The following is a 23,975-nucleotide window of genomic DNA, read 5'->3' on the forward strand; positions in this document are numbered from 1 at the left end:
CTTAATCCTTTACAGGAGGCAGCACTTTTCGGATAAAGGCATCCAAATTTCCGCCGGGGAAAAGATATCCTTTGATGCCGGCCCGTTTGGCTGCCTCTATATCTCGTTCTCCGTCGCCAAAAAGGAAACACCGCTCCCTCTCCAGGCCGTACTTGGACAGAGCCCGGAGAATCATACCCGGCGCCGGCTTCCTGCAGCTGCACACCTTGTTATAACGGGCAACGGGAGCACCCGGGAGATGGGGACAGTAGAAAAATTCCGTAATCTTTCCGCCGAATTTCATGATTTCTTCATTCATAGCTTCATGGAGGCGGATAACATCCTCTTCCCCATAGTAGCCCCGGGCCACGCCGCTCTGGTTGGTCACCACGAAAAGGAGCCAGCCTTCCTTTGTAAGGCGGGCTGCCGCTTCCCTGGCGCCTTCCACCCAACGGAGCTTGTCCATGGAATGGACGTAGCCGTCATCCTCATTAAGCACGCCATCCCGGTCGAAAAAAACAGCCTTTTTCTTCATCGTTTCCAGTCCAGATCATCAATGAGCTGACAGATAATATGGGCCGCAAGCATGTGGATTTCCTGAATTCTGGCAGTCACATCATCTGGCACCACCAGCACACTGTCACAGAGGGACACCATGGCCCCTCCCGTTTTTCCGGTGGAACCTATGGTAACAAGTTCTTTTTCACGAGCCATTTTCAGCGCTTCATTCACATTCCTGCTGTTTCCGCTGGTGGAAATACCCCAGAGCACATCTCCTTTGTTTCCCAGTCCCTCAACCTGTCTGGCAAAGACGGAATCGTAGTTGTAATCGTTGGCCACCGCCGTCAGGATGGATGTATCGGTGGTAAGGGCAATGGAAGGAAGGGATATCCTTTCATTATGAAAACGGCCTACGAACTCTGCCGCTATATGCTGTGCATCGGCAGCGCTGCCGCCATTGCCACAGATGAGGATTTTATGTCCCTCAGAAAGAGCCTTCCTGCAGATTTCCGCCATATCAAGAATGACGGGGAAAAGGGCCCTGCTCTTTTGGAGCACCTTTTCATGGTCGTTGAATATGGATTCTATGGTTTCAATGTTCATTCTTATCCTCCTTTTCCGGAGAAACGGAATACACCTTTTCTTTATGATTTTTCATGAGCGTTTCCAGTTCACTCATAAAGCTTCCGATGTCCTTGAATTCCCGGTACACCGAAGCGAAACGGACATAGGCCACCTGGTCAAGATTTTTGAGTTCATTCATTACCAGATTGCCTATTTCTACGGAAGACACTTCCTGCTTCAGTTCATTGCGGATTTTCTTTTCCACCCGGTTCACAATATCTTCAATCTGGGCGGAGGAAATATTCCTCTTTTCGCAGGCGCGGATGAGTCCGCTTCTCAGCTTGCTGCGGTCAAAAAGTTCACGGCTGCCGTTTTTCTTAATGACACGGATAGGAACCTGCTCTACCGTTTCATAGGTGGTAAAGCGCCGTCCACAGGAAAGGCACTGACGCCGGCGGCGGATGGAAGCACCGTCATCGGTGTCTCTGGAGTCTGTTACCTTTGTATCGGGACTGCTGCAATATGGACATTTCATAATTTTTCTCCTTGGCAGGATGGAAACAGGGAAGGAGGAATACCGCTTTAAAGAAGCATCCGCTTTCCCAAATCGGAAGAAAAAGCCACACTGCAGCTGCGGTGTGGCTTTCTGTGAAATCGGCTGTCCCATTGGCGGACCTCTCCTCTGCCATATACATGCATCAATCCAGCCCGGGACTGTAAGAAGTAAAGCTCCTTTGCAGAAGTTATTACTTTCTCAGAAATTCAGGAACCGCGATGCCGGTTGCCGGACGTACGGCATTGCTGAAGCGGTTGCCGCCGGCAGGAGCAGGAGATTTCTTCTTGTCGCCGAATCCGGTGGCAATCACGGTAATCTTCACTGTATCATTATCCAAATCCGGGTCTACAGACGTGCCCCAGATGATGTTTGCATCGGGATCGGCAGCTTCTGTAATAATCTGGGAAGCTTCGTTGATTTCAAAGAGGCCCAGGTCTTCGTTGCCGGTAATATTGATGATGATGCCTTTTGCACCTTCAATGCTTCTTTCAAGAAGCGGGCTGTTGATGGCCATGGTAGCTGCATCGCTGGCACGGTTGTCGCCGGTGCCGATGCCGATACCCATGAGGGCGTCGCCCTGATCGCTCATAATGGTTCTTACGTCAGCAAAATCCAGGTTGATAATGCCCGGTACGGTAATCAGGTCGGAAATACCCTGGATTCCCTGACGAAGAACATCATCGGCTGTCTTGAAAGCGTCCTTAATGGAAGTTTTCTTATCAATAATGCTCATCAGTTTGTCGTTTGGAACCACAAGAATGGCGTCCACATTCTGCTTCAGTCTTTCAATGCCTTCTGCCGCATTCTTGGCTCTTACTTTGCCTTCAAAGCTGAAAGGTTTGGTAACAACGGCAATGGTCAGTGCGCCCAGTTCACGAGCACACTGTGCTGCTACAGGAGCCGCACCGGTGCCGGTACCGCCGCCCATGCCGGCCGTAACGAATACCATGTCTGCGCCGGTTAATGCTTTTGTCAGGTCTTCTCTGGATTCTTCAGCCGCCTGTTCCCCCACTTCCGGTTTAGCACCGGCGCCAAGGCCCTTGGTCAGCTTTTCACCAATCTGGATTTTGGTTTCTGCTTCAGACTTGTTCAGTACCTGCAGTTCTGTATTTACAGCGATGAATTCAACGCCCTTCACTTCTTCATCAATCATGCGGTTGACTGCGTTATTTCCGCCGCCGCCTACACCAATGACTTTAATTTTAGCAATTTCAGACTGTTCCATGTTCGCTCCTCCTTTAGGATCCTCTGCGTCATGAGATTGACTTATTTTTTCATTATTCATTTTGGCAGTCATCTTCTTATCAATCATATCTTACATTGTACAATACTTTGCACAAGTTCGCTACAGTTATCAATGGAATAAGAAAGAATTTTATTTATTTTTTCAGCTTTATAAAAGGCGAGGCTAAATTGGCGTCCAGATATTCCACGGAAAGCCCTCTCGCCTTTACATCGCCCACCATATTTTCCGCCAGGCGGGCCTGGCCGGCCATGTCTGTGCCGCTGCCAAGCTTCACCGTAATGCCGTCCCTGGTATAGGCCTTGATGTCATCAGGATTTCCGATATTGATTTCAGAAAATACCCGAAGCCCCTCAGGAGACAGATGGTTCAGGAAATCCAGGGCCGGATCCAGCTCACCGCCGGCCGCCGAATCACCAAGAAGCATATTCCCCAGCCTTTTTCCCGTAATGAGCGGTACATTCACCTTTTTGATGGACTGGGCAGAATCCATGACCACCCCGTCCTTGTCGAGAAACACGTAGCCGAATTCATCCTGCACAATGGCCAGGGGAATACGGTCAGTCACATTGACTTCAAGGACGAAGGGAAAACGGCGGCTCACGGACACGGAAGCCACCCGTATATCTTTGGAAAGCCGTTCTTCCAGATTGGAAGAGCTGACCTGCAGCACATTCACAGGCTGGCGAATCTGTCCTTCAAAAATCACATCATCCGTAGTCAGTACTTCCGTCCCCTGAAGGTCTATGTACCCCAGAGGAATGGGAAGAAAGAAAAGGGACAGCCCAATCACCGCAAGAACGCCAAGACCTCCGGCTGCATAGGCCTTTCCCTTGAGGCGGGGCCGCCTTGGACTTTCCCTGAGTTTCTTCTTTTCCGGAGGTGCAGGAGGGGTCTCCGTTTTTTGTATCGGCGGCTCTTCTGCCGGCGGGCTCACCTGCCCATGCTGCTCCTTCAGAAAATCATTAAAACTTTTAAAATTATCCATAGCTACGACCTGTCAGACTTTATCAAGGCCAGCTTCCATCAGTATCATTTCACAGAGTCTCGGGAAGGAAATTCCCTTTGCAGCAGCAGCCTTGGGTACAAGACTGGTAGCAGTCATACCGGGAATGGAATTGGCTTCCAGTACGAATGGATTGCCGTCTTTGTCTGTTTTGAAATCAAAGCGCACCGCACCGCTGCATTCGCAGATACGGTAGCCCTTTTCGGCGATACGGCTCATGGAGAGGGCCAGCTTATCAGGAATGGGAGCGGGCACGATGTAGTCCGTAGCTCCCTTGGTATATTTGGAATGGTAATCATACTGTCCCGAATGGGGGCAGATCTGAATGACAGGAAGAGCTTTGCCGTCAATGACGGAAACCGTAAATTCGCCGCCTGCCAGATAATCTTCCGCCAGAATGCGTCCTTCCACTTTGAAAACCCTATCCACCGCTGCCGGCAGATCTTCCACTTTCTTTACGATTTCAATGCCGATGGTGGAACCTTCGCAGGCCGGTTTCAGCACCACCGGAAAGGAAAATTCAGAAAGAATGCCGGAAATAACCTTGTCCTTCCCGTCTTTCAAAAAATAGGGATGGGAATGGGCCATGGGCAGTCCTGCCTGCTTGAATAGGTGGCTGCTCATGATTTTATCCATGGTAATGGCAGAGGAAGTGACGCCGGAGCCGGTATAGGGAATCCTGGCCAGTTCCAGAACGCTCTGGATAGTGCCGTCTTCTCCGTACTTTCCGTGAAGGGCGATAAACACCACTTCTGCTCCCGCTTCCTTCAGCTTTTCCACCACATGGTGGGGATCATATTCCATGGGAATCACATGATAGCCGATGGATGCCAGCGCCTCGGCAATGGCGGTACCTGTATTTCTGGAAACTTCCGCTTCCGTAGATGGGCCGCCCATAAGAACGACTACTTTTGTTTCTTTACTTATCACTTGGCATTCCCTTTTCTTTCAATAATGCAATCAATTTTTCACTTACGCCGGTAATACTTCCGGCACCCATGGTAATCACCATATCGCCGGGACGGATGGAATCATAAAGGGCATCAGCCACATCCCCCACCTTCTCCACATAGCGGATGTCCTTATGGGGAAGACGCGCCTTTACGGCATCCGGAATCAGATGGCCGTCCACACCGGGAATCTTTTCTTCGCTGGCCGCATAAATGTCGGTGAAGAAAAGAATATCGGCATCATCGAAGGCTTCGGCGAATTCATCCTTCAAAAGTTTGGTACGGGAATAACGGTGAGGCTGGAAGGCACAAATAATGCGATGGTCTCCAGTCTCCCTGGCCGCCTTCAAAGTTGCCTTGATTTCCGTGGGATGGTGGGCATAGTCGTCCACAATCCAAAGGTCATCATTTCTGAATTTTGTTTCAAAGCGGCGCTTCACCCCATGGAAATGGGAAATGGCTTCAGCCGCTTTTTCAAAGGGAATCCCGCAGTACAAAGAGGCCGACAGGGCGCCCAGGGAATCCCGTACATTGTGGAGTCCCGGCACCTGGAGACGGACCGTGCCCAGCACCTTTCCGCCACTTACTGCTTCATAGCAGAGGAAGCGGTTTTCGTATCTTGGGTTTACAGCCCGTATGTCCGCCTTTTCATCCAGTCCAAAGGTAATGACCTTCTTATGGATGGAAGGAAGAATGGCCCGCACCCCTTCACTGTCAAGGCAGAGGAAGGCGGCACCATCATCGTAGGAAATATGGTTGACGAATTCTCCAAAGGCCTTTCGAATATTTTCCACGCTTCCGTAGTGGTCCAGGTGGTCATCTTCAATATTGGTCACCACGGTAATGTAGTTTCTAAATTTCAAAAAGGAACCGTCGCTTTCATCGGCTTCGGCAATGACATAGTCCCCTTTGCCGCAGATGGAGTTCCCATGAATGTAATCCGCCGCTGCTCCCAGAACAATGGTGGGGTCCATGCGGGCTTCATAAAAAATCTGTCCCAGCATGCCGGAGGTCGTGGATTTTCCATGAGCACCGGCTACGGAGATGCCTTTTCCTGCCACAAGGAGGGCCGCCAGCACGTCGGAACGATGGAAAACGGGAATCCCCTTCTTTTCGGCTTCCAGAAGCTCCGGATTGTCTTTGGAAATGGCGGAGGAAATCACTACGCACCCTTCCCCCTTCACATGGGAAGCGTCATGGCCGATGTAAATGGAGGCGCCCCTTTTCCTGAAATCTGCAAGCATGGGGGAATCGGCCATGTCGGAACCGGAAACGGAATATCCCTTTTCCAGAAGGATTTCAGCCAGGGCACGCATCCCCATGCCGCCGATACCGATAAAATGAAAATTTGTATATTCGTTAAGATTCATCTCATTTGCTCCCTTTTTCAGCCAGTTCGAGGGCCAGACGGGCAATGTCCCTGCCGGCATGAATTCTGCCAAGCCCGGCGGAGGCATCGGACATGGTCCGCAGGGTAGAAGGCGTTTCCTTCAGATAGGTAATATCCTGAATCAGTTCTTTATCAGTGAGGTACTTATCCACAATCATCTTAGCAGCACCGGCAGCTACAAAGACCCGGGCATTGAATGTCTGATGGTCTTCCGCCGCATAGGGATAGGGAATCAGGATGGCCGGGAGGCCCCTTGCCGCCAATTCGGCAAGGCTTACGGCGCCGGCGCGGCAGATAATCAGATCCGCCGCTGCCAGGGCCCTTGGCATATTGTACTCGTACTTGATAATCCTTCCTGCTTTTCCTACCCTGCCCTCTTTGTCCGCATGGACTTTTTCTATTATTTTATCATATTCCAGGGTCCCCGTAACATGATAAAGGCAGAGATGGTCATCATTTTTAAAGTGACGGTGAACCCCTTCCATGGCTGTATTGATGGAACGGGCACCCCTGCTGCCTCCGGTAATCAAAACCATGAATGTATCCGGTGCAATGCCAAGCTCCCTGCGGGATTCTTCCCTCTTTGCCTCAATAATATCGGGGCGGATAGGATTTCCGGTATACACGCATTTTTCAGGCCTTGGGAAACGAACCTTTGCCTCCTCATAGCCAAGGGCAATGGTATCCACCACATGGGAAAGAATCTTATTGGTAATGCCGGGAATCACATTCTGTTCCTGAATGAGGGTGGGGATATGGGACAGGGCGGCAGCCATAAGGATAGGGCCGCATACGTATCCACCGGTCCCGATAACCACATCGGGATGGAAATGCTTCAGAATGGACCGTGCTTTGAAAAGGCTTCCTGCCGTCTTCATGAGTATGGCCAGATTTTTGGGCGTAAAGGACCGTTTCAGCCCATAGGCAGGAATGGATGCAAACTTGAAGCCTTCCTTCGGAATGATTCTTGATTCCATGCCGTTCGGAGTGCCTACGAAAAGAAATTCCACATCATCCAGTTTTGACAGCTCCCTGGCAATGGTGATGGCGGGATAAATATGACCGCCCGTGCCGCCGCCGGATAGTATAACTCGTTTCATGACTGCTCCCATCAGGTAAGACTTTTAACAATACGTTTGAAATCCATGCCCCGTTCTTCCATATTATGGTACATGTCGAAGGAAGAGCAGGCCGGCGAAAGGATGACGATATCTCCGGGCCGGGCCAGTTCTTTTCCTTTCTCCACCGCTTCCTTCATGGAAGAGACGCGATAAATAGAAGTTACTCCTGCCTCCCTGGCCGCTTTTTCAAAACGATCTGCCGCGGCCCCCAGGAGGATGAGATGCTTCGTGTGCTTTTTAACTTCCTTCATGAAATCTTCCAAGGGCGTTCCTTTATCATAGCCGCCGGCAATGAGGATAACCTGTTTGTTGAAGGCGCTCATGCCCTTGATGGCAGCGTCCGTATTAGTGGCCTTGGAATCATTATAGTACTCCACATCCCGGAGAGTCCTTACATATTCAATGCGGTTGGGAAGAGAGGAGAAATCCTTCAGTGCGGAAACAATGACTTCCACCGGCACGCCTCCTTCATAGGCAAGGAAAGAGGCTGCCAGGGCATCTTCATAGTTCTGCATTCCCTTCAGCTTCAGTTCCTTCACAGAGCAGAGACGGATTTCCTTTCCCTTTCTCCGAAGGACCAGCGTATCTCCGTCAAGAAAGGCTCCTTCTTCCACTTCGTGGGAGGTGGAAAGAAGACATACCTGGGTATGGGTGTCCGCCTTCTTTTTCAGGAAAGGCGTATAGGAATCATCATCATTCAAAAGAAGGCAGTCGGAACCGTCCATATTCTCAAAAATCCGGGCCTTCGCAGCCACATAGGCTTCCATGGTGTGGTGCCGTTCCAGGTGGTCCGGCGTAATATTTAAAATGACCGCAGCTTTCGGTTTGAATGTTTTAATAAATTCCAGCTGGAAACTGGAAACTTCTGCTGCAATGACGCCGTCTGCAGGCACAAGCTCCGCTTCCCGGCTGAGGGATATCCCAAGATTTCCGGCCAGGGCGAAGGGTTTGCCGCTTCTGCTCACCATGCTGCCCAAAAGGGTGGTGGTTGTAGTTTTGCCGTTGGTGCCTGTAATGGCAAGGATCGGCGCTTTTGTGACCCGGTAGGCCAGTTCCACTTCACTGATAACATCGATGTGACGGCTGAAAGCTTCCGCCACAATGGGATTCTCCCTTGGGATAACCGGAGATACCACCACCGTATCCACTCCATCCAGAAGATCCACGGATTGGGGTCCGAAACGGAAAGATGCGCCCAGCTCGGTTAATGCATCCTTTTCTTTTTTATCACGAATGGAATCCTTTAAATCGGAAATCAGTACTTTCACATTGTGGCGTAAAAGGACATGGGCAGCTCCTAGTCCGCTGATGCCGGCGCCAAGAATCAATACACTTTTCATAATTTACCTCCCGCGGAACCGGGCTGAGACATCAGGAATCGAGGCCTGGCTCAGCCCTTGTATGAAAGTTATAAAGCCCGAATAGCCAGAAGAAGGCTCAGGCAGGCTGCAAATCCTTCGAAAATCCAGAAAGCCCATACCACATGGACCTCGCTCCAGCCGGAGAGCTCGAAATGATGGTGAAGCGGGCTCATTTTGAATACCCTTTTTCCGGTAAGCTGGAAAGATGCCACCTGGATTATGACGGAAAGCGCTTCCAGCACAAAAATCATACCCAGGAAAATGAGAAGAAGCTCCGTTCTGGTCATAACGGAAATGCCGGCAATGGCACCGCCCAGGGCCAGGGAGCCAGTATCCCCCATGAATATTTTGGCCGGATGGTAGTTGAAGAACAGGAACCCGATGCAGGCGCCGGCCAGGATAATGATGTAATATCCCAGGTCATTGAAACCGGTCATATAGCAGTACACCGCATAGGCGGAAAAAGCAATGACACAGCAGCCCGAAGCCAGACCGTCCAGACCGTCGGTAAGGTTCACCGCATTGGATGCCCCTACAATGACAAGAACCACGAAGGGATAGTACAGAAGACCGATGGAAATATCAATCTGTGTAAAAGGAATGGCTATGGAATAGGGCAGATGAAGGGTATCTACCACGCCCCAGCAGAAAAGCACGGCCAAAATAATCTGGCCCAGCATTTTCTGCTTAGCCGTAAGGCCCAGATTTCTTTTCTTTTCTGCCTTGATGAAATCATCAAGGAATCCCAGAAAACCATGGCCCAGCGTTAAAAACAGGAGCCACAGCACCGCAGGGTCAATCATTTTATTGAAAACAACCACCAGCACCGCCGCAAGGAGCATGAAAAGCCCACCCATGGTGGGGGTGCCGTTTTTAATACGGTGAGACTTGGGCCCCTCTTCCCTGATAGACTGGCGGGCCTTTAACTTTTTCAAAAGCGGAATGGCAAAAAATCCAAGAATCACAGTAAGCACTGCCGATTCCGCCAGATAAATCAAATAATTACTTTCCATCCTATTCCTTAGCTCCCCTCAAAATGGCAGGAATCGTTTCCATATGCATGTAATGGGACCCTTTCACAAGGACCACATCCCCGGGGCCTGCCATTTTCATCAGCTTTTCCGCCGCTTCTTCACAGGTATCGCAGGTAACTACATTCTTCATTCCCCCCTGCTCTGCCCCTTTGGCCAGGAAGCGGGAAAGGGGCCCCACAGTAATGAGACCGTCAAATCCGATTTCTCCTGCCTTCAGGCCCGTTTCATAATGCAGCTTTTCTTCAAAACGGCCCAGTTCTCCCATGTCGCCAAGCACCAGGAAATAATGGCTTCCACCAATCTGCTTTGCGGAGCGGAAGGCCATTTCCATGGACAGGGGATTGGCGTTGTAGGAATCATCCAGAATAGTGATGCCTCCTATGATTTCCACGGACTGGCGCTGGCCGGCAGGACGGAAATCTCCCAGGGCCTTCTGGATTTTTCCCGTATCCACGCCAAGCACCCGGGCTGCCGCCGTAGCAGCCAGGGCATCGTACACATTATGGATGCCAAGAAGGTGAAGTTTCACCTTGAAGGCTTCATCAAAGCAGGTGCATATATAGCGGGTATCTTCCTCTTCATAGCGGACATCGCTGCCCCGCACCGTATACCGGCCGTTCAGGCCGTAGCGGATGACCCGGCCTTCAAAATCATGGCCCATGGCGCTTACCCTTTCATCGTCGCCGTTCAGGATAGCCGTGCCGCCAGCAGGAAGAGCGTCAATAAGCTCCTTCTTCGCTTTGGCAATGTTGTCCTGGCTTCCCAGGATGCCGATGTGGGATGTGCCAACATTGGTCACCACCCCCATGGTGGGAGAAGCAATACGGCAGAGTTCTGCAATCTGTCCAAAGCCCCGCATGCCCATTTCCACCACGCACACCTCCGTGGCGGCGGTCATGGAAAGAAGGGTCATGGATAGGCCGATTTCATTATTGAAATTCTTCTCCGTAGCGGTGACCCGGAAACGGGTGCGAAGAATGGATGTAATCATGTCCTTGGTAGTGGTTTTGCCGTTGGAGCCGGTAACACCGATGACCGGCACATGGAAGCGCATCCTGTGGAAATGGGCCAGGTCCTCCAGCCCCTTCTTCGTATCTTTCACCACAAAAACAGAAACCCGGGGATCCAGGCCTTCCCCGTAGGAAGCGTCGGAAATCATAACAGCCGATGCCCCTGAAAGGACTGCCCTTTTCAGGAATTCATGGCCGTTGAAATTTTCTCCGATGAGGGCAATGAAAAGCTCTCCCGTTGAAATGGTGCGTGTGTCGGTGCTCACTCCTTCCACAAAGGCAGCTTCTCCCCGATGGAGAAGGGAAGCTCCTGTGGCCTTTTCGATTTCCTCCAGTGTAAATGATGCCATTTTATTTCTCCTTCAGTTTCAGTGCACTGCGAGCTTCTTCCCTGTCATCAAAATGAATGGTTTTATCCTTTAGAATCTGGTAATTTTCATGACCCTTGCCTGCAATGAGCACAATATCTCCCGGCTTGGCCAATTCAATGGCCCGGCGGATGGCGCTCCTTCTGTCTACAATGACTTCATAGGAAAGGGAAGGCTTTTCTTTCTTCACTTCCTCCACGCCGGCGGCCACTTCCTTCACAATGGAAGCGGGATCTTCCGTGCGTGGGTTGTCACTGGTAACCAGGGCAATATCGGCGTTTCTGGCAGCAATACGGCCCATAATGGGACGCTTCATCCTGTCCCTGTCGCCGCCGCAGCCAAAGACCACGATAATCCGACCTTTTGTAATTTCTTCTGCCGTGGTCAGAATCTTTTCCAGTCCGTCCGGTGTGTGGGCATAGTCTACTACCACCGTAAAAGGCTGCCCTTCATCAATCAGTTCAAAGCGGCCGGGCACACTCTTAAAGTCTTTCATCCCTTCCACAATGGTTTCCATAGGAACTCCTTCGGAAAGGCAGGCTCCCACGGCGCCAAGGGTATTGTACACATTAAACCGTCCTGCCAGTCTTGTTTCAAAATCATAATCCCTGCCCTTATAGATCACTTTGAAGGAAGATGATTTCCCGGTGAAACGGATATCATGGGCATAGAGATCCGCTTCCGGATGAATCATACTGTAGGTGTAAAGGCCGCAGATGGTTCTGTCATCCACTCCTTCTTCCATGACATGGGCATAGGGATCGTCCATATTTACCCAGGCGGACTTTCCCTTCTTTGTCTGCCCTTTAGCCGATACCATATGGAAAAGGATGGCTTTGGCCTTCACATAATTATCCATGGTTTTATGGAAATCCAGATGGTCTTCCGTCAGGTTGGTGAATACGGCATCGTCGAATTCACAGCCTGCCACTCGTCCAAGAACCAGGGAATGGGAGGAAACCTCCATGCAAACGTACTCCACCTTTTCCTCTGCCATCCGGGCCAGGATACGGTCAAGGTCGATGACATCGGGCGTGGTATTGTGGGTGGGAATTTCCTTATCGCCGATGAGGGCATGGATAGTACCGATAACACCGGTTTTATGGCCGGCATGGTGGAGGATATGGGCTGCCACATGGGTGGTGGTGGTCTTTCCGTTAGTGCCAGTCAACGCAATCATGCGCATTTTTCTTGTGGGATAATCAAAGAAAAAGGGTACCATATCTTCCATGGCCTTCCGGGTATCTTTGACATACACCACGGTAACAGAAGACGGTACGTCTATGTCCCTGGAAGCTACAATGGCAGCAGCTCCCTTTTCTACAGCTGCATTAACAAAGTCATGTCCATCCACATGGGCACCGGAAAGGCAGATAAATAAACCGCCTTTCACCACCTTGCGGGAATCAGCTGTTACATCTTTAATTTCAACATTCGCAGATCCAAGTACCTTATCCACCGGGGTCATACGAATCATTTCTGATAATGTTTTCAAATGAATCACCTCTGCATAATTTTCAATTAAGCGTCATTATTTATGATAGCTTAAATCCCCTGGAAGCACAATAGCGGCCTTAAAAAAAGGCCGCTGATTTTATAATTTTAATTCAATTTTTACGCAGTCGGCGCTTCCCGAGCGGCAGCCTGCGCCGATTCCATTTCACAAATGAGTTGGTATATCCTCCTCAGTGATTACCGGACTGCCTTATTCACCGAAGTGGAAACTGCACCTGCCGCTTTCGCCTTTGCCGTTTCCACGCCGCCATACACATTACGTACAGGAAGACGCATACCCAGCTTCGTTTCCGCCAGCTTCTGTATGCGCACCGGTGCATTCAGCCTTGATACTTCAAGCTTCAGTACGGAGTTTTCCTTTTCCAGACTCATCACTTCCGCACGTACCTGCTGCATATGATACTCCGCCTGTACATTGATGCCATTCAAAATGGTGCTTGCCAGGAAAGGCATAAGAATCATGATAATCCCCAGAATCACATTATGAAATAAACTGCGGGATGAGGATTCTTCCCTCTCCCTTTCCCGGGGAACAGCAATTCCCTGAGGTATAGAAGCCATATAATCCATCATTTGTACATTCTGCGATATCATGTAACATCTCTCCCCATGCAGGAAGCACACGGTAAAGACCCATAAGATCCGATACAGTTATGGAATCCGCGCTTCCTTAATTCAATCCAAATCAGCGGGAACTGTTTCCTATACTCTTTCAACCACCCGAAGCACCGCACTCCTTGCCCGTGGATTTTCTTCTACTTCTTTTTCAGAGGGCTTAATGGCCTTTCCCAGCCCCTTCACCGTCCTGTGGTGGTGGCACATACACACCGGCAGATCCGGCGGACAGATGCAGTCCCTTTCCATTTCACGGAAAGTATTTTTGATAATCCGATCCTCCAGTGACTGGAAGGTAATGACACCCAGCCGTCCTCCCACCTTCAGGTGGTTCACACAGGCCTCCATGGTGTCCTTCAGGATGCCAAGCTCATTATTCACCTCAATGCGAATGGCCTGGAATGTCCGCTTTGCCGGATGGGGACCGTTCCTTCTGGCGTGGGCCGGAATAGCCGCCTTGATAACCCCCACCAGGTCATCGGTAGTTTCGATGGGTTTATCCTTTCGGAAATCAACAATGAATTTGGCAATCCGCTTTGCCCACCGTTCTTCCCCATACTCCCGGATAATGCGGGTCAGTTCCTCTTCTTCATAGGTATTCACGATTTCATAGGCGGTCAATGGATTCCGCTGGTCCATACGCATATCCAGCTTCCCGTTGTTCATATAGGAAAATCCCCGCTCCCCATCATCCAGCTGATGGGAAGAAACGCCCAGGTCGAAGATAAAACCGTCCACCTTGTCTATGCCAAGAGAATCAAGGATGGAAGAAATATGGGAAAAATTATCACGCACAAAAAGATGGCGGCAGGCTGCAGCCTTCAGCCTTTCCGACGCTGCATCAATGGCCTCCTGGTCCTGGTCCACCCCGATTAAAATGGCATCCTTTTCCAGCTTTTCCGATAAAGCCAGGGAATGGCCGCCGCCGCCCAGAGTGCAGTCCACATAAATGCCATGAGGGTCAGTCAGCACAGAATCAATCATTTCATGAAGAAGTACGGTGGTATGACGAAATTCCATGAAACCCTCCCCTTACAAATCAAAATTCAGCGGCAGATCCAGAGAATCTGCAATATCTGCCATGGACTCATCCCCATTTTCATCGGCATCAAGAAGCACCGGATCCCAGATTTCAATGATAGAACCGGTGCCCACAATGACGGCGTCCTTTTTCAGCTGAGCAAAGGCGCGGAGATGCTGGGGGATCAGAATTCTCCCCTGCCTGTCACATTCCATTTCAGTTCCCCTGCCGATAAGATGGCGCATAATCTTTCTCACCTTGTGATTGGTGAAAGGAAGCTTCTGCAGTTTGGCAATCAGCGTGTCCCATCTTTCCTTGGGGTATATGCAGAGACAGGTATCAAGACCGGGAGCCAGTACAAAACTGTTTCCCAGCTCCTCCCTGAATTTGGCTGGAAGAATCATACGTCCCTTGCTGTCAATGGTATGAGAATACTCATTCATGAACATATTTCTTCCACCTCCTCCACATTTACCCACATTCTACCACATATCACCACTTTCTTACAACGAAAAAAGTTTGTTTGGTAACGGGAAAAGAGGCGGTGGAAAATCGCAAAAAATCCGATGTTTACTGATAAAATCAAATATAGTGCAGAAAGGAAACGGCTTTGAAATCCTCCTATTCCTGTGGTCAGGCATTTCCCACCATATAAAAAATTCCCACTTTGGTGGGGATTGGTGGGAAGGGAAAAAGATAAAAAAGAGAAACGTTCCTGCCGCAGGTCTCATAGAGCGATGGTATTCTCCGGGGAATCACTGATGAAATCGCCGCCCATCCCATGCAGGATGGGCATAGATAATCCATGGCAGATAAAAGAAAAAACGCCCCTGAAAAGGAGCGTTTTTATGATTTATGACACCGGAAGGATGATGTGTTTCTTTTTTAAAGCGGGCAGTTTCTCAAAAGGAAAATCCTCCAGCGCTTCTCTCAGAGATACCGGTTTGGGTTCAGGAAGTCCTCCGGCCAGGTATAGAAGAAGACCGATAAGATCTTCCTTCCTGTAACCACGGTTCCTAAGCTCTCTGATAGTGATTCCCTGCTGCCGCTTGGATAGGCGAATTCCCTTTGTATCCACCAGGAGTGGCAGATGACCGTAGGTGGGTACATGATATCCCAGCTTATCTATGAGCCAGGCCTGATAGGGCGCAGAGTCCAGCAGGTCATTTCCTCGAAACACATGGGTTATTCCCATGTCCCCATCATCGATGGATACAGCCAGCTGGTAGGCCACCAGGCCGTCGGCCCGCCGGACTACGAAATCATCGGCGCCGGCCTTCAGTGTTCTGGTCATGGTGCCATAGAAAAGGTCGATGAAGGAAACTGTGCTTTCTTCCATGCGCACCCTCCAGCAGGGCTGTTTGGTCATGGCCTGTCTCTCTTCAGCAGTCAGATTCCGGCAGTGCCCATCATACACAGGGCGATCCTCTCCTTCATGGGGTGCAGAGAGGACCTGGTGGATACGACTTCGGCTGCAGTAGCAGGGATAGATATAACCTTTCTTTTCCATATCAGAAAGAAGAGTGCCATAGATATCATAGCGTCTGCTCTGCACGGCGGAGCCATAGGAATAGGTGCCTTCAGGGCCTTCATCGAAGTCAAGACCCATCCAGGACAGGTCTTCCAGTATGCCCTCTTCATATTCCCTTCGGCAGCGTTCCCGGTCAATATCTTCCATGCGGAGAACGATTTTCCCGCCCCGCTGTCTTGTCCAGAGCCAGTTCAGAAAAGCAATCCACAGATTTCCCAGATGCATACGGCCGGTGGGACTGGGGGCGAAACGGGTGCGGATGTTCATCAGTTGGGCAGGGACCTGACGGCATCGAAGAGGTCCTTATCCTTCTGAATCTTATCTTCACTGCCCATGACGCAGATGTAGGGGTCCTTCATGACGCTGTCCACCAGAGATGCCAGTTTACGGATATCCTCTACCTGGCAGTTGATGATTTCATCCCGAATCTTCATACGGGATTCCCTGGTATTGCCGGAAAGATAGTGAACCATGGCCCTTTCGCCCTTCATGGAAGGGGTGAGCTGGATTTCATCGGCTGCCATGGTGCCAATGACGTACTTGGTCATTTCACGGTCCGACAGGGTAAGGTTTTCCAGGTATGTCGGCAGTTCTTCATAGGCTTTGATGGTTTCGGAAAGATTCGGGTCCCGATAGGAGCAGAGGATTGCCGTGCCGTCCCGGAGGAACTGGGTGAAGGCGCCGTAGGCACCGCCGAGGACGCGGATTTTCTTCCACAGGTATTCGTAGCGGAGAATGGTTTCCATGACACGGAGGGCGCCGGTGTATGCAAAGCCATGGCTCTTGAAATTGCCTCCCTTGGCTACGTACTGCACCTTGCCGGAGGTAAGGAAGGCTTCATTCCTGCTTTCCGGCGGGAAGCTGTATACATGGGGTTCTGCTTTCTCCCCTTCTTCCATGTCATCCAGCACAAGAGGAAGATTTGCAAGAACCGCCTTCTTTTCCTCTTCCTCCCCTATGGTTTCAAAGAAAAGACCACTTCTTGTGAAAATCTTTTTGGAAATGGCGGCCAGTTTTTCTTCCAGGGCATCTTTATTTTCATCAAAATGCTTCACCAGATCCGCCAGGAAATAGTAGTAGGAAAGGCCGGACTGTTCAGCAAATTCGCCGCCTTTGGAGAAATAGGAAGTCAGTCTTGTCATGACCAGGGTATGGCCTCTGGAAAAGGCGCTCATATCCCATTCCGATTTTTCCTGGAGAATCAGTTCCTTCAGCCTCTTGGTATCTGTGAAAAGGGTATGGTTAATCACTTCTCCCAGAAGATCCATGAGCTTGTCCGTCTTGGAGGTCAGCGCCTTGGCACGGATTGTCAGGGCCGGCAGATAGGAGGAAGTATCGTTCACCTTCCCGTAGCCGTTCAGGGCAAAACTCATGCCCCCGGTATAAGCGTTGGACAGACGGGCCAGTTCGGTATAGCTGTGCTTTGTTGTGGAAAGGCTTCTAAGCAGGGAGGAAAGGAGGATGGCATAGGGAATGTCCTCTTCCTTCAGATTTCCCAGGGTGAAATAGAAGTTCACGTAGGTAATTCCATTGGTATGAACCTGGAAATGGAAATGGTCCACGCCGGATACGCTTTCTTTTTCCAGCACCTCTTCTTCCACCGGACGCTTCAGGTCTTTTCTGGAAAGGAGAGGAATGGTTTTCAGCGCTTCCTCCGTTTCGCCGGAGGCCTGTCTTTCCTTCAGCGCTTTGGTGGAAGCCATGATTTTATCCAGCTGTTCGTCGGAAAGGCTGCTCTTGAAGGATGCCAGCTTTTCCGCAGTTTCCCGGTTCATCTTTTCGGTGAGCCCCTTTTCCGGCTTCATGGTAATGAGCACCTGGTGAGGGTTCTTAATCACATAGCGGAGCAGGAGATTTTCGAAATAGTTGGTCTTCAGATTCTCCCGGAGCCTGTTCATATCATCAATGTAACGGAGCGCATCCATGGGATTCCTGTCGTAAAGCCACATATCCATGGCACGGACGCCGTAGAAAAGGCCCTTGGGTCTGCCCTGGTAGTCATTTTCCCGGGCAGTGAATTCGGTGCGGTTCAAAGCTGCTTCCAGCATATCCTTGTCTATTCCCTTAAGGGCAATGGAACGAAGAGTGCTGTCCACCACATCCGCAAAAGCAGCCTGCTTATCCACTTCAGAGCCCGTGGCTTCCACAATCCAGACAGGCTGCTTGTAGCTGTCTCCGTAGGAACCGGAAAGGTCGCTGCCAAGTCCGGCATCCAACACCGCCTGCTTCAGGGGAGCGCCGTCCATATCGATGAGCACATAGTTCAGGATGCGGAATGCCAGTGAGTCCATGGTGGACATGTGGTCATTGAATGCGGTGTAGAGGGCATGGATAGCCTTGCCTTCGGTGCCTTCATTCTCCGCAATGCCGTAGGGCGCTGTGAGGGATACCCTTTTGCTGAAAGGAGCCTGGGTCTTGACCATGGAATCCACATTTCTTCTATCAAAGGCCGAAAGATATTCCCGGTCCAGATAATCCAAGGTCTTTTCAATATCCATATCACCGTAGAGGTAAATATAGCTGTTGGAGGGGTGGTAGAAACGACGATGGAATTCCGTAAATTCACGGAAAGAAAGGGTGGGAATCACTTCCGGATCCCCGCCGGATTCCACACCATAAGTGGTATCGGGGAAAAGTTTTTCCATGGCCCGGTCTTCCATAATGGCTTCCGGAGAGGACAGGGCGCCCTTCATTTCATTGTATACCACGCCGTTGTACGTAAGGGGGGCATCCTTGTTTTCCAGTTCGTAATGCCAGCCTTCCTGCATGAGAATCTGGGGATTCTTCAGGCAGTTGGGATAGAAAACGGCATCCAGATACACATCCATGAGATTGTGGAAATCCACATCATTCCGGCTGGCAATGGGATACATGGTCTTGTCCGGCCAGGTAATGGCATTAAGGAATGTGTTGAGAGACCCCTTGGCCAGTTCCACAAAAGGTTCCTTCAGCGGATATTTCCGGGAGCCGCAGAGGGTGGAATGTTCCATGATATGGGGTGTTCCCTTGGAATTGTCCGGGGTGGTACGGAAGCAGATATAAAATACCTTGTTATCATCATCATTATCCAGATACATGAGACGGGCGCCGCTCTTCACGTGCTCCATCAGATAGGCATCGGAATTCACTTCTTCAATATGAGACATGGAGTTCACGCGAAAACCGTGAACCATATCGCCTATTTTCCATTTCATATAAAAACCTCCAGAACGTACGAAAAAGCGCAGGCGCATACCTGTGCTTTTTCTGTTAAAAAAGATGTAAATTATTCAGATTTGGCAGCAGGGAAAAATTCATCATGAATGGCCTGCACTGCCTTGTCCAGATCTTTTCTTAAAATGAGACAGGAAATACTGATTTCAGAGGTGCTCACAATATCAATGTTCACACCGGCTCTTCCCAGGGCGCCGAACATGCGGGCAGCCACGCCGGGAGTACCGAGCATGCCGGCACCGACTACGGAAACCTTGGCGGTGTCATCGTCATAAATGACCTCTTCCAGCTTTCCTTCGTCCCTCATCTTTTCCAGCACCCGTTTTGCATCAGGCAGGTCTGTATCTTCAATGGTGAAAATAATATCGGTTTTGTCATCGTTGGAATTTCTCACGCTCTGGACAATCATGTCCACCGTAATATTGTCTTCAGCCAGTGCGGAGAAAACCATGTACGCCACACCGGGAATATTTCTAAGTCCCAGCACGGCAATCCTTGCAGCATGGGCATCCTGCGCCACGCCTCTTACTGATTCATTTTTTCCTTCCATTGTGCATACCTCCCGAATAATGGTGCCTTCTTCATCGGTAAATGTAGACCGTACATGAATGGGAATATGATACTTCATGCCCAGCTCCACACTGCGGGGCTGCATGACTCCGGCCCCCAGCCTTGCCATTTCCAGCATTTCCGTATTGGTGATTTCCTTCATCTTGATGCAGCCCTTCACATGACGGGGATCGGCAGAATAAATGCCGTCCACATCGGTAAAGATTTCACACATATCCGCATGCATGGCGCCGGCCAGTGCCACTGCCGTAGCATCGGAGCCGCCGCGGCCAAGGGTGGCCACGTCACCGTTGGGCATAATCCCCTGGAATCCGGCTACAATGACAATCTTGCCTTCTTCCAGCTCCCGAAGTACCCTTTCCGGCTTCACATCGTCAATGCGTGCTTTACCGTAAGCTCCGCCGGCAATAATGCCCGCCTGGGGCCCGGTCAGGGAAATGGCCGGAACTCCCAGCTTCCTGAAGGTCATGGCCATCAGGGCAATGGACATCTGTTCTCCCGTAGCCAGGAGCATATCCATCTCCCTGCCATGGTTCACGGAAGAAACCTGGGATGCCAGATCCAGAAGATCATCGGTGGTATCGCCCATGGCAGACACCACAATCACAATCTTATCCCCCGGCTTCCGGTCACGAAGAACGCGGTTCGCAATATTCAGCATTTTTTCCGGTGTAGCCACCGAACTTCCACCGAACTTCTTAACATAAAGTGCCATTTACATCCCTCATTTACTGAGTAATCAATATATCTACAACTTAGAAAATTTTATCATGCCCGCCCATTTATGTAAAGAAGATTGTTGAAATTGGGGCTGTCAGGGAGCTGCGGGGCGGTTCCGGATTCCAACGGTTCAGAGGGTTCAAAGAAAAAAGGTTCTTAAAATTAACCGGCCTTCCGGGCCGGAGAATTCTTAAGTTTGGCAGCCCTTTCAGGGCTGAGGGCTGCGGTGGCCCTCAGCGGCAGTTTATAGTGAGCGTTACGGGATTGACGTAGAGCCCACAGCAGTTAGCAATCAGCAGTTAGTTGAGTTCGGCTTTTACCTTTGGATTCATCGCTTCCCTGACTGCCTTTGGTGGCTTTTCCTCTCCCGCAGGGCGGTTGTAAAAGTTTTCAAAAAACCGGCGGCGAAGCCGCCCACCACCCCCTCTGAACCCTATGCACCTTTTTGAACCCTCTGAACCCTCACGCCCGAAAGGGCGTGTCCATAAGGGCGTGTCCTTCAGAACTCTATTCCCTTCCTTGCCCGGATGCCCTTCTGGAAGGCGTGCTTTATGAGGGTCATTTCCGTAACCGTGTCGGCCAGTTGGATGAGTTCTTCCGGCGCGTAGCGGCCGGTGAGAATCATGTTGAGCCTTGGCGGTCTTTCCTGTACCAGCTTTGCCACTTCATCGGTTTCCAGCATGCCGAAATGGATGGCGTAGTTGACCTCGTCAAGTACCACCAGGTCCCATGTATCACTCATGACTTCTTTTTTTACCATATCCCAGGCTTTGCGGGCCAGTTCTTTCTTTTCCGCCAGTCGTTCTTCGTTTTCCGGGTCCTTTTTATTGTGGAATACGAAACCGTCGCCCATGGGGCGGATTTCGATACGTCCTTCCGCCTTTCCCAGGGTCTCAATGGCCTTCAGTTCTCCGTATTTCCAGGCGCCCTTGATGAACTGGAGGATGAGAACTCTCTGGCCGTCGCCCCAGGCGCGGACAGCAGTTCCAAGGGCCGCCGTTGTTTTTCCCTTGCCGGTCCCCGTATTGATAAGAACCAATCCTTTTTGTTCCATATGTTCTTCCTTTCCTTGACAGGAATAAATCATGGAAGGAAATCAGAAATTTCCTTCCATGAATAAAAAATATCTCTTTTTGTACGCCGCACAGGAAGCCAGGAATTTATCCGCTGCCTTTGGATTTCCTTCAAAAGACAGGTGAAGGTAGCTGGCCAGCACGTTATCCCGGGCAAATCCTTCCAGATGGCCTTCTTTCTGTCTGGTTCCCTTCAGGTCATAGGCCCAGGGGAAATCGTCTTCGCAGGCCAGAGTGGAAAAGTGGAATTCGTGGCCCTTCAGGATGTCTCCTTCGTCGGCGATAATGCTCTTCCGGAGGGCTTTTCCTGTGACGTAGCCCACCCGCTGCAGCTTTTTCTGCATTTCGCATACCCCCGGCACCAGGCCTGCCATTTCATAGGCATCGCCGTCAAAGCCCTGGATTTTCCGGCAGAGATACATGAGGCCGCCGCATTCGGCATAAATAGGCATGCCCGATGAAGCTGCTTGTCGGATGGATTCTTTCATGGACAGATTATTTTCCAGCTCATGGAGGAACATTTCCGGGAAACCGCCGCCGAAGATGAGACCGTCCACATCAGGAATCACGCTGTCCCTCAGAGGGCTGAAATCCACCAGCTCCGCCCCCATTTTTTCCAAAGCGTGGAGGCTGGCGGGATAGTAGAAGGAAAAAGCTTCGTCCCTGGCTACGCCAATGCGGACGGGAACCTTCTTCCTTTCCTCCCTGTCCTCTTCCACCGTAAGAGACGGCGCGCTTTTCGCAATGGCAAGGAGTTTCTCCGTATCCACCCAGCGTCCTGCATCTTCTCCCATATGACGGATAAGGTCCGCCGTTTCGATTTCCGTTACCGGCGTCAGTCCCAGATGCCGCTCCGGCGTTTTAAGTCCGTCGTCCCGGTGGTAAGCACCGATGACGGGCATGTGGATTTTTTCCATCACGTCCCGCACCATGGCTTCATGACGGTCGGAGCCCAGACGGTTCAGGATGACACCGGCAATGTGGGTATCTCTGTCATATTCACGGAAACCCAGGGCCGTGGCGGCAATGCTGTAGCCCACGGACTTGCAGTCCAGCACAAGAATCACCGGTGCCTTAAGTCTTTTGGCAATGTCGGCGGAGGAAGAAACCCCTTCTGCGCCGCCGTCGTAAAGGCCCATGACCCCTTCAATGATGGAAATATCCGCATCCTTTGAAAGGTAGGAGAAATTGGAAACCAAATGATCCGCCGGCGTCATCCAGGTATCCAGATTGTAGGAAGGTCTCCCGGCTGCCTTTTCATGGAAGCCGGGGTCAATGTAATCCGGCCCCACTTTGAAAGGCTGGGCCTTGAGGCCTTTGGAGTGGAAATAGGCAAGAAGGCCGGTGACAATGGTGGTTTTTCCCACTCCGCTGTTTGTCCCCGCAATGACCACCCGGGGACGGTCAAACGCTGCCATTTATTTATCTCTCTTGGCAATAATGGTGCTGAGATAGTTGGGCTTATAATCGGCAGGCAGGCTGTCAATGTCACGAATCACGATTTCATCGGGCAGCCCGGCACGGGAAACCATGACGGACCGTTTAATCATATGGTGTTTCCTGAGTTCCTCCTGCACAAAGGCAAAGCTCTTGTATACCTTCATAATCACCGCATTGTCGGAAGCGGCAAGGGCCCTGTCAAACTTTTCATGGTCCGCCGTAGCCGGAATGATGAGCACATTTTCCTCCCATTCCGTCACCGGAAGGCCGATGTAGGACGCAATGCCAAGGAATGCAGGAATACCGGGAATGGTTTCCACTTCATAATCAGGAGAATCCTTGAATTCATTAAAAATGTACATGTAGGTGCTGTAAAGCATGGGGTCTCCCAGCGTAAGGAACACCAGATTTTTCCCTTCATCCAGCTTTTCCGCAATGATTTTCCGGTTCTCCTCCCACTGCTTCTCCACAGCGCCCATGTCCGTATTCATCTGGAACACCATGGGAAGGATAGCGGTCTTTTCGGAAATATAGGGTTTGGCAATGTTAAAAGCCACAGACCCTTCCTTCTTTTCCGTCTTCGGGGTGATAATCATATCAGCCGCCTGAATAGCTTCCACAGCCTTCACCGTAAGCAGTTTGGAGTCCCCCGGCCCCACACCGATGCCAAATAATTTTCCCTTTTTCATATGAAATACCTCCTCATAAAATATGCATAGTACTTTTATATTGTACCATCTGCGCCCAAAGGCCGCAAAAGATTCTTAAGATTGACCGGCCTATGGTCGAAAGATTCAAAGGGTTCAAAGGGTTCAAAGGGTTCAGAGGGTTCAGAGGGTTCAGAGGGTTCAAAGGGTTCAAAGGGTTCAGAGGGTTCAGAGGGTTCAGAGGGTTCAGAGGGGAAGGTATCGCCGCCTTTGGCGGCGATGAGTATAAAGTCAGCGTTACGGTACTTGCTTTATGTCTCCAGTGCTGCGTGACGGAGTGCCAGAGCCCCTTCCCCAGGAAGGCAGAAGCCAGCAATACTTCTGAGCCGGGCTCTTATTTAAGCATAGCCTGCACACAAAGCGAACACCTTAAAGCCCGGCCAGCGGGTGGCCCCTAAAGGGTGGCAAAGGAGCTGGATTCGTAGGGGAGCGGCAGCGACCTGAGAATCCAGTGAGTCCGTGATAGCCGTGCTGTAGGGAGCCCTTG

Annotated in this window: 21 protein-coding genes; all 21 read right to left on the minus strand. The window is 50.8% G+C overall.

The genetic code is table 11. The features are described 5' to 3' along the window. Position 1: 1 nt before the first annotated feature. Positions 2 to 514: an HAD family hydrolase gene (locus tag QZQ29_RS00440; protein ID WP_296958400.1), complete on the minus strand. Its 513-nt coding sequence runs from the start codon at positions 512 to 514 to the stop codon at positions 2 to 4. Next, on the minus strand, positions 511 to 1,083 hold the full coding sequence (gmhA, locus tag QZQ29_RS00445; RefSeq protein ID WP_296958402.1) for a D-sedoheptulose 7-phosphate isomerase: 573 nt from the start codon (positions 1,081 to 1,083) through the stop codon (positions 511 to 513). The genes QZQ29_RS00440 and gmhA overlap by 4 nt, the downstream gene beginning before the upstream one ends. Continuing rightward, positions 1,073 to 1,579 (minus strand): transcriptional regulator NrdR, encoded by a 507-nt coding sequence (gene nrdR, locus QZQ29_RS00450; RefSeq protein ID WP_296958404.1) that lies wholly within the window; start codon positions 1,577 to 1,579, stop codon positions 1,073 to 1,075. The genes gmhA and nrdR overlap by 11 nt, the downstream gene beginning before the upstream one ends. A 211-nt stretch (positions 1,580 to 1,790) precedes the next feature. Then, the gene (gene ftsZ, locus QZQ29_RS00455; RefSeq protein ID WP_291054572.1) at positions 1,791 to 2,825 is read right to left on the minus strand and encodes a cell division protein FtsZ; all 1,035 of its coding nucleotides are present in this window, start codon (positions 2,823 to 2,825) and stop codon (positions 1,791 to 1,793) included. 154 nt (positions 2,826 to 2,979) lie between these two features. Beyond that, on the minus strand, positions 2,980 to 3,831 hold the full coding sequence (locus QZQ29_RS00460) for a cell division protein FtsQ/DivIB (protein WP_296958408.1): 852 nt from the start codon (positions 3,829 to 3,831) through the stop codon (positions 2,980 to 2,982). 12 nt (positions 3,832 to 3,843) lie between these two features. Next, positions 3,844 to 4,779, minus strand: coding sequence for a D-alanine--D-alanine ligase (locus tag QZQ29_RS00465; protein WP_296958410.1), 936 nt, complete (start codon positions 4,777 to 4,779; stop codon positions 3,844 to 3,846). Next, the gene (murC, locus tag QZQ29_RS00470) at positions 4,769 to 6,169 is read right to left on the minus strand and encodes a UDP-N-acetylmuramate--L-alanine ligase (RefSeq protein ID WP_296958412.1); all 1,401 of its coding nucleotides are present in this window, start codon (positions 6,167 to 6,169) and stop codon (positions 4,769 to 4,771) included. The genes QZQ29_RS00465 and murC overlap by 11 nt, the downstream gene beginning before the upstream one ends. A gap of 1 nt (position 6,170) precedes the next feature. Further along, positions 6,171 to 7,289 (minus strand): undecaprenyldiphospho-muramoylpentapeptide beta-N-acetylglucosaminyltransferase, encoded by a 1,119-nt coding sequence (gene murG / locus QZQ29_RS00475; RefSeq protein WP_296958414.1) that lies wholly within the window; start codon positions 7,287 to 7,289, stop codon positions 6,171 to 6,173. An 11-nt stretch (positions 7,290 to 7,300) separates the two neighbouring features. Then, complete coding sequence (gene murD / locus QZQ29_RS00480; RefSeq protein WP_296958416.1) at positions 7,301 to 8,650, minus strand: UDP-N-acetylmuramoyl-L-alanine--D-glutamate ligase; 1,350 nt, start codon at positions 8,648 to 8,650, stop codon at positions 7,301 to 7,303. 68 nt (positions 8,651 to 8,718) lie between these two features. Further along, the gene (gene mraY / locus QZQ29_RS00485; protein ID WP_296958418.1) at positions 8,719 to 9,684 is read right to left on the minus strand and encodes a phospho-N-acetylmuramoyl-pentapeptide-transferase; all 966 of its coding nucleotides are present in this window, start codon (positions 9,682 to 9,684) and stop codon (positions 8,719 to 8,721) included. 1 nt (position 9,685) lies between these two features. Next, positions 9,686 to 11,065 carry a UDP-N-acetylmuramoyl-tripeptide--D-alanyl-D-alanine ligase gene (gene murF / locus QZQ29_RS00490; protein WP_296958420.1) on the minus strand — a complete coding sequence of 460 codons (1,380 nt, stop codon included), beginning with the start codon at positions 11,063 to 11,065 and terminating at the stop codon, positions 9,686 to 9,688. Position 11,066: 1 nt separating this feature from the next. Then, a complete protein-coding gene (locus QZQ29_RS00495) occupies positions 11,067 to 12,578 on the minus strand; it encodes a UDP-N-acetylmuramoyl-L-alanyl-D-glutamate--2,6-diaminopimelate ligase (RefSeq protein ID WP_296958422.1) in 1,512 nt (503 codons plus the stop codon). Positions 12,579 to 12,775: 197 nt separating this feature from the next. Further along, complete coding sequence (locus QZQ29_RS00500; protein WP_296958424.1) at positions 12,776 to 13,171, minus strand: cell division protein FtsL; 396 nt, start codon at positions 13,169 to 13,171, stop codon at positions 12,776 to 12,778. A 129-nt stretch (positions 13,172 to 13,300) separates the two neighbouring features. Further along, a complete protein-coding gene (gene rsmH / locus QZQ29_RS00505) occupies positions 13,301 to 14,233 on the minus strand; it encodes a 16S rRNA (cytosine(1402)-N(4))-methyltransferase RsmH (protein ID WP_296958426.1) in 933 nt (310 codons plus the stop codon). 12 nt (positions 14,234 to 14,245) lie between these two features. Then, positions 14,246 to 14,677, minus strand: a complete 432-nt coding sequence (mraZ, locus tag QZQ29_RS00510) for a division/cell wall cluster transcriptional repressor MraZ (protein ID WP_296958428.1) — start codon at positions 14,675 to 14,677, stop codon at positions 14,246 to 14,248. A 410-nt stretch (positions 14,678 to 15,087) separates the two neighbouring features. Next, a complete protein-coding gene (gluQRS, locus tag QZQ29_RS00515; RefSeq protein WP_296958430.1) occupies positions 15,088 to 16,032 on the minus strand; it encodes a tRNA glutamyl-Q(34) synthetase GluQRS in 945 nt (314 codons plus the stop codon). Then, positions 16,032 to 18,959 (minus strand): insulinase family protein, encoded by a 2,928-nt coding sequence (locus QZQ29_RS00520; RefSeq protein WP_296958432.1) that lies wholly within the window; start codon positions 18,957 to 18,959, stop codon positions 16,032 to 16,034. Before QZQ29_RS00520 ends, gluQRS begins: the two co-directional genes overlap by 1 nt. A gap of 71 nt (positions 18,960 to 19,030) precedes the next feature. Then, positions 19,031 to 20,263, minus strand: coding sequence for an aspartate kinase (locus QZQ29_RS00525; protein ID WP_296958434.1), 1,233 nt, complete (start codon positions 20,261 to 20,263; stop codon positions 19,031 to 19,033). Positions 20,264 to 20,767: 504 nt separating this feature from the next. Beyond that, entirely contained in the window at positions 20,768 to 21,322 is a 555-nt protein-coding gene (gene cobO / locus QZQ29_RS00530; protein ID WP_296958436.1) for a cob(I)yrinic acid a,c-diamide adenosyltransferase, read from the minus strand. Between the two features lie 42 nt (positions 21,323 to 21,364). Continuing rightward, positions 21,365 to 22,759, minus strand: a complete 1,395-nt coding sequence (locus QZQ29_RS00535; protein ID WP_296958438.1) for a cobyrinate a,c-diamide synthase — start codon at positions 22,757 to 22,759, stop codon at positions 21,365 to 21,367. After that, positions 22,760 to 23,470: a precorrin-2 C(20)-methyltransferase gene (cobI, locus tag QZQ29_RS00540; protein WP_296958439.1), complete on the minus strand. Its 711-nt coding sequence runs from the start codon at positions 23,468 to 23,470 to the stop codon at positions 22,760 to 22,762. Positions 23,471 to 23,975: the final 505 nt, after the last annotated feature.

It is taken from the genome of uncultured Dialister sp., assembly GCF_900538805.1.
Classification (GTDB): Bacteria; Bacillota; Negativicutes; order Veillonellales; family Dialisteraceae; genus Dialister.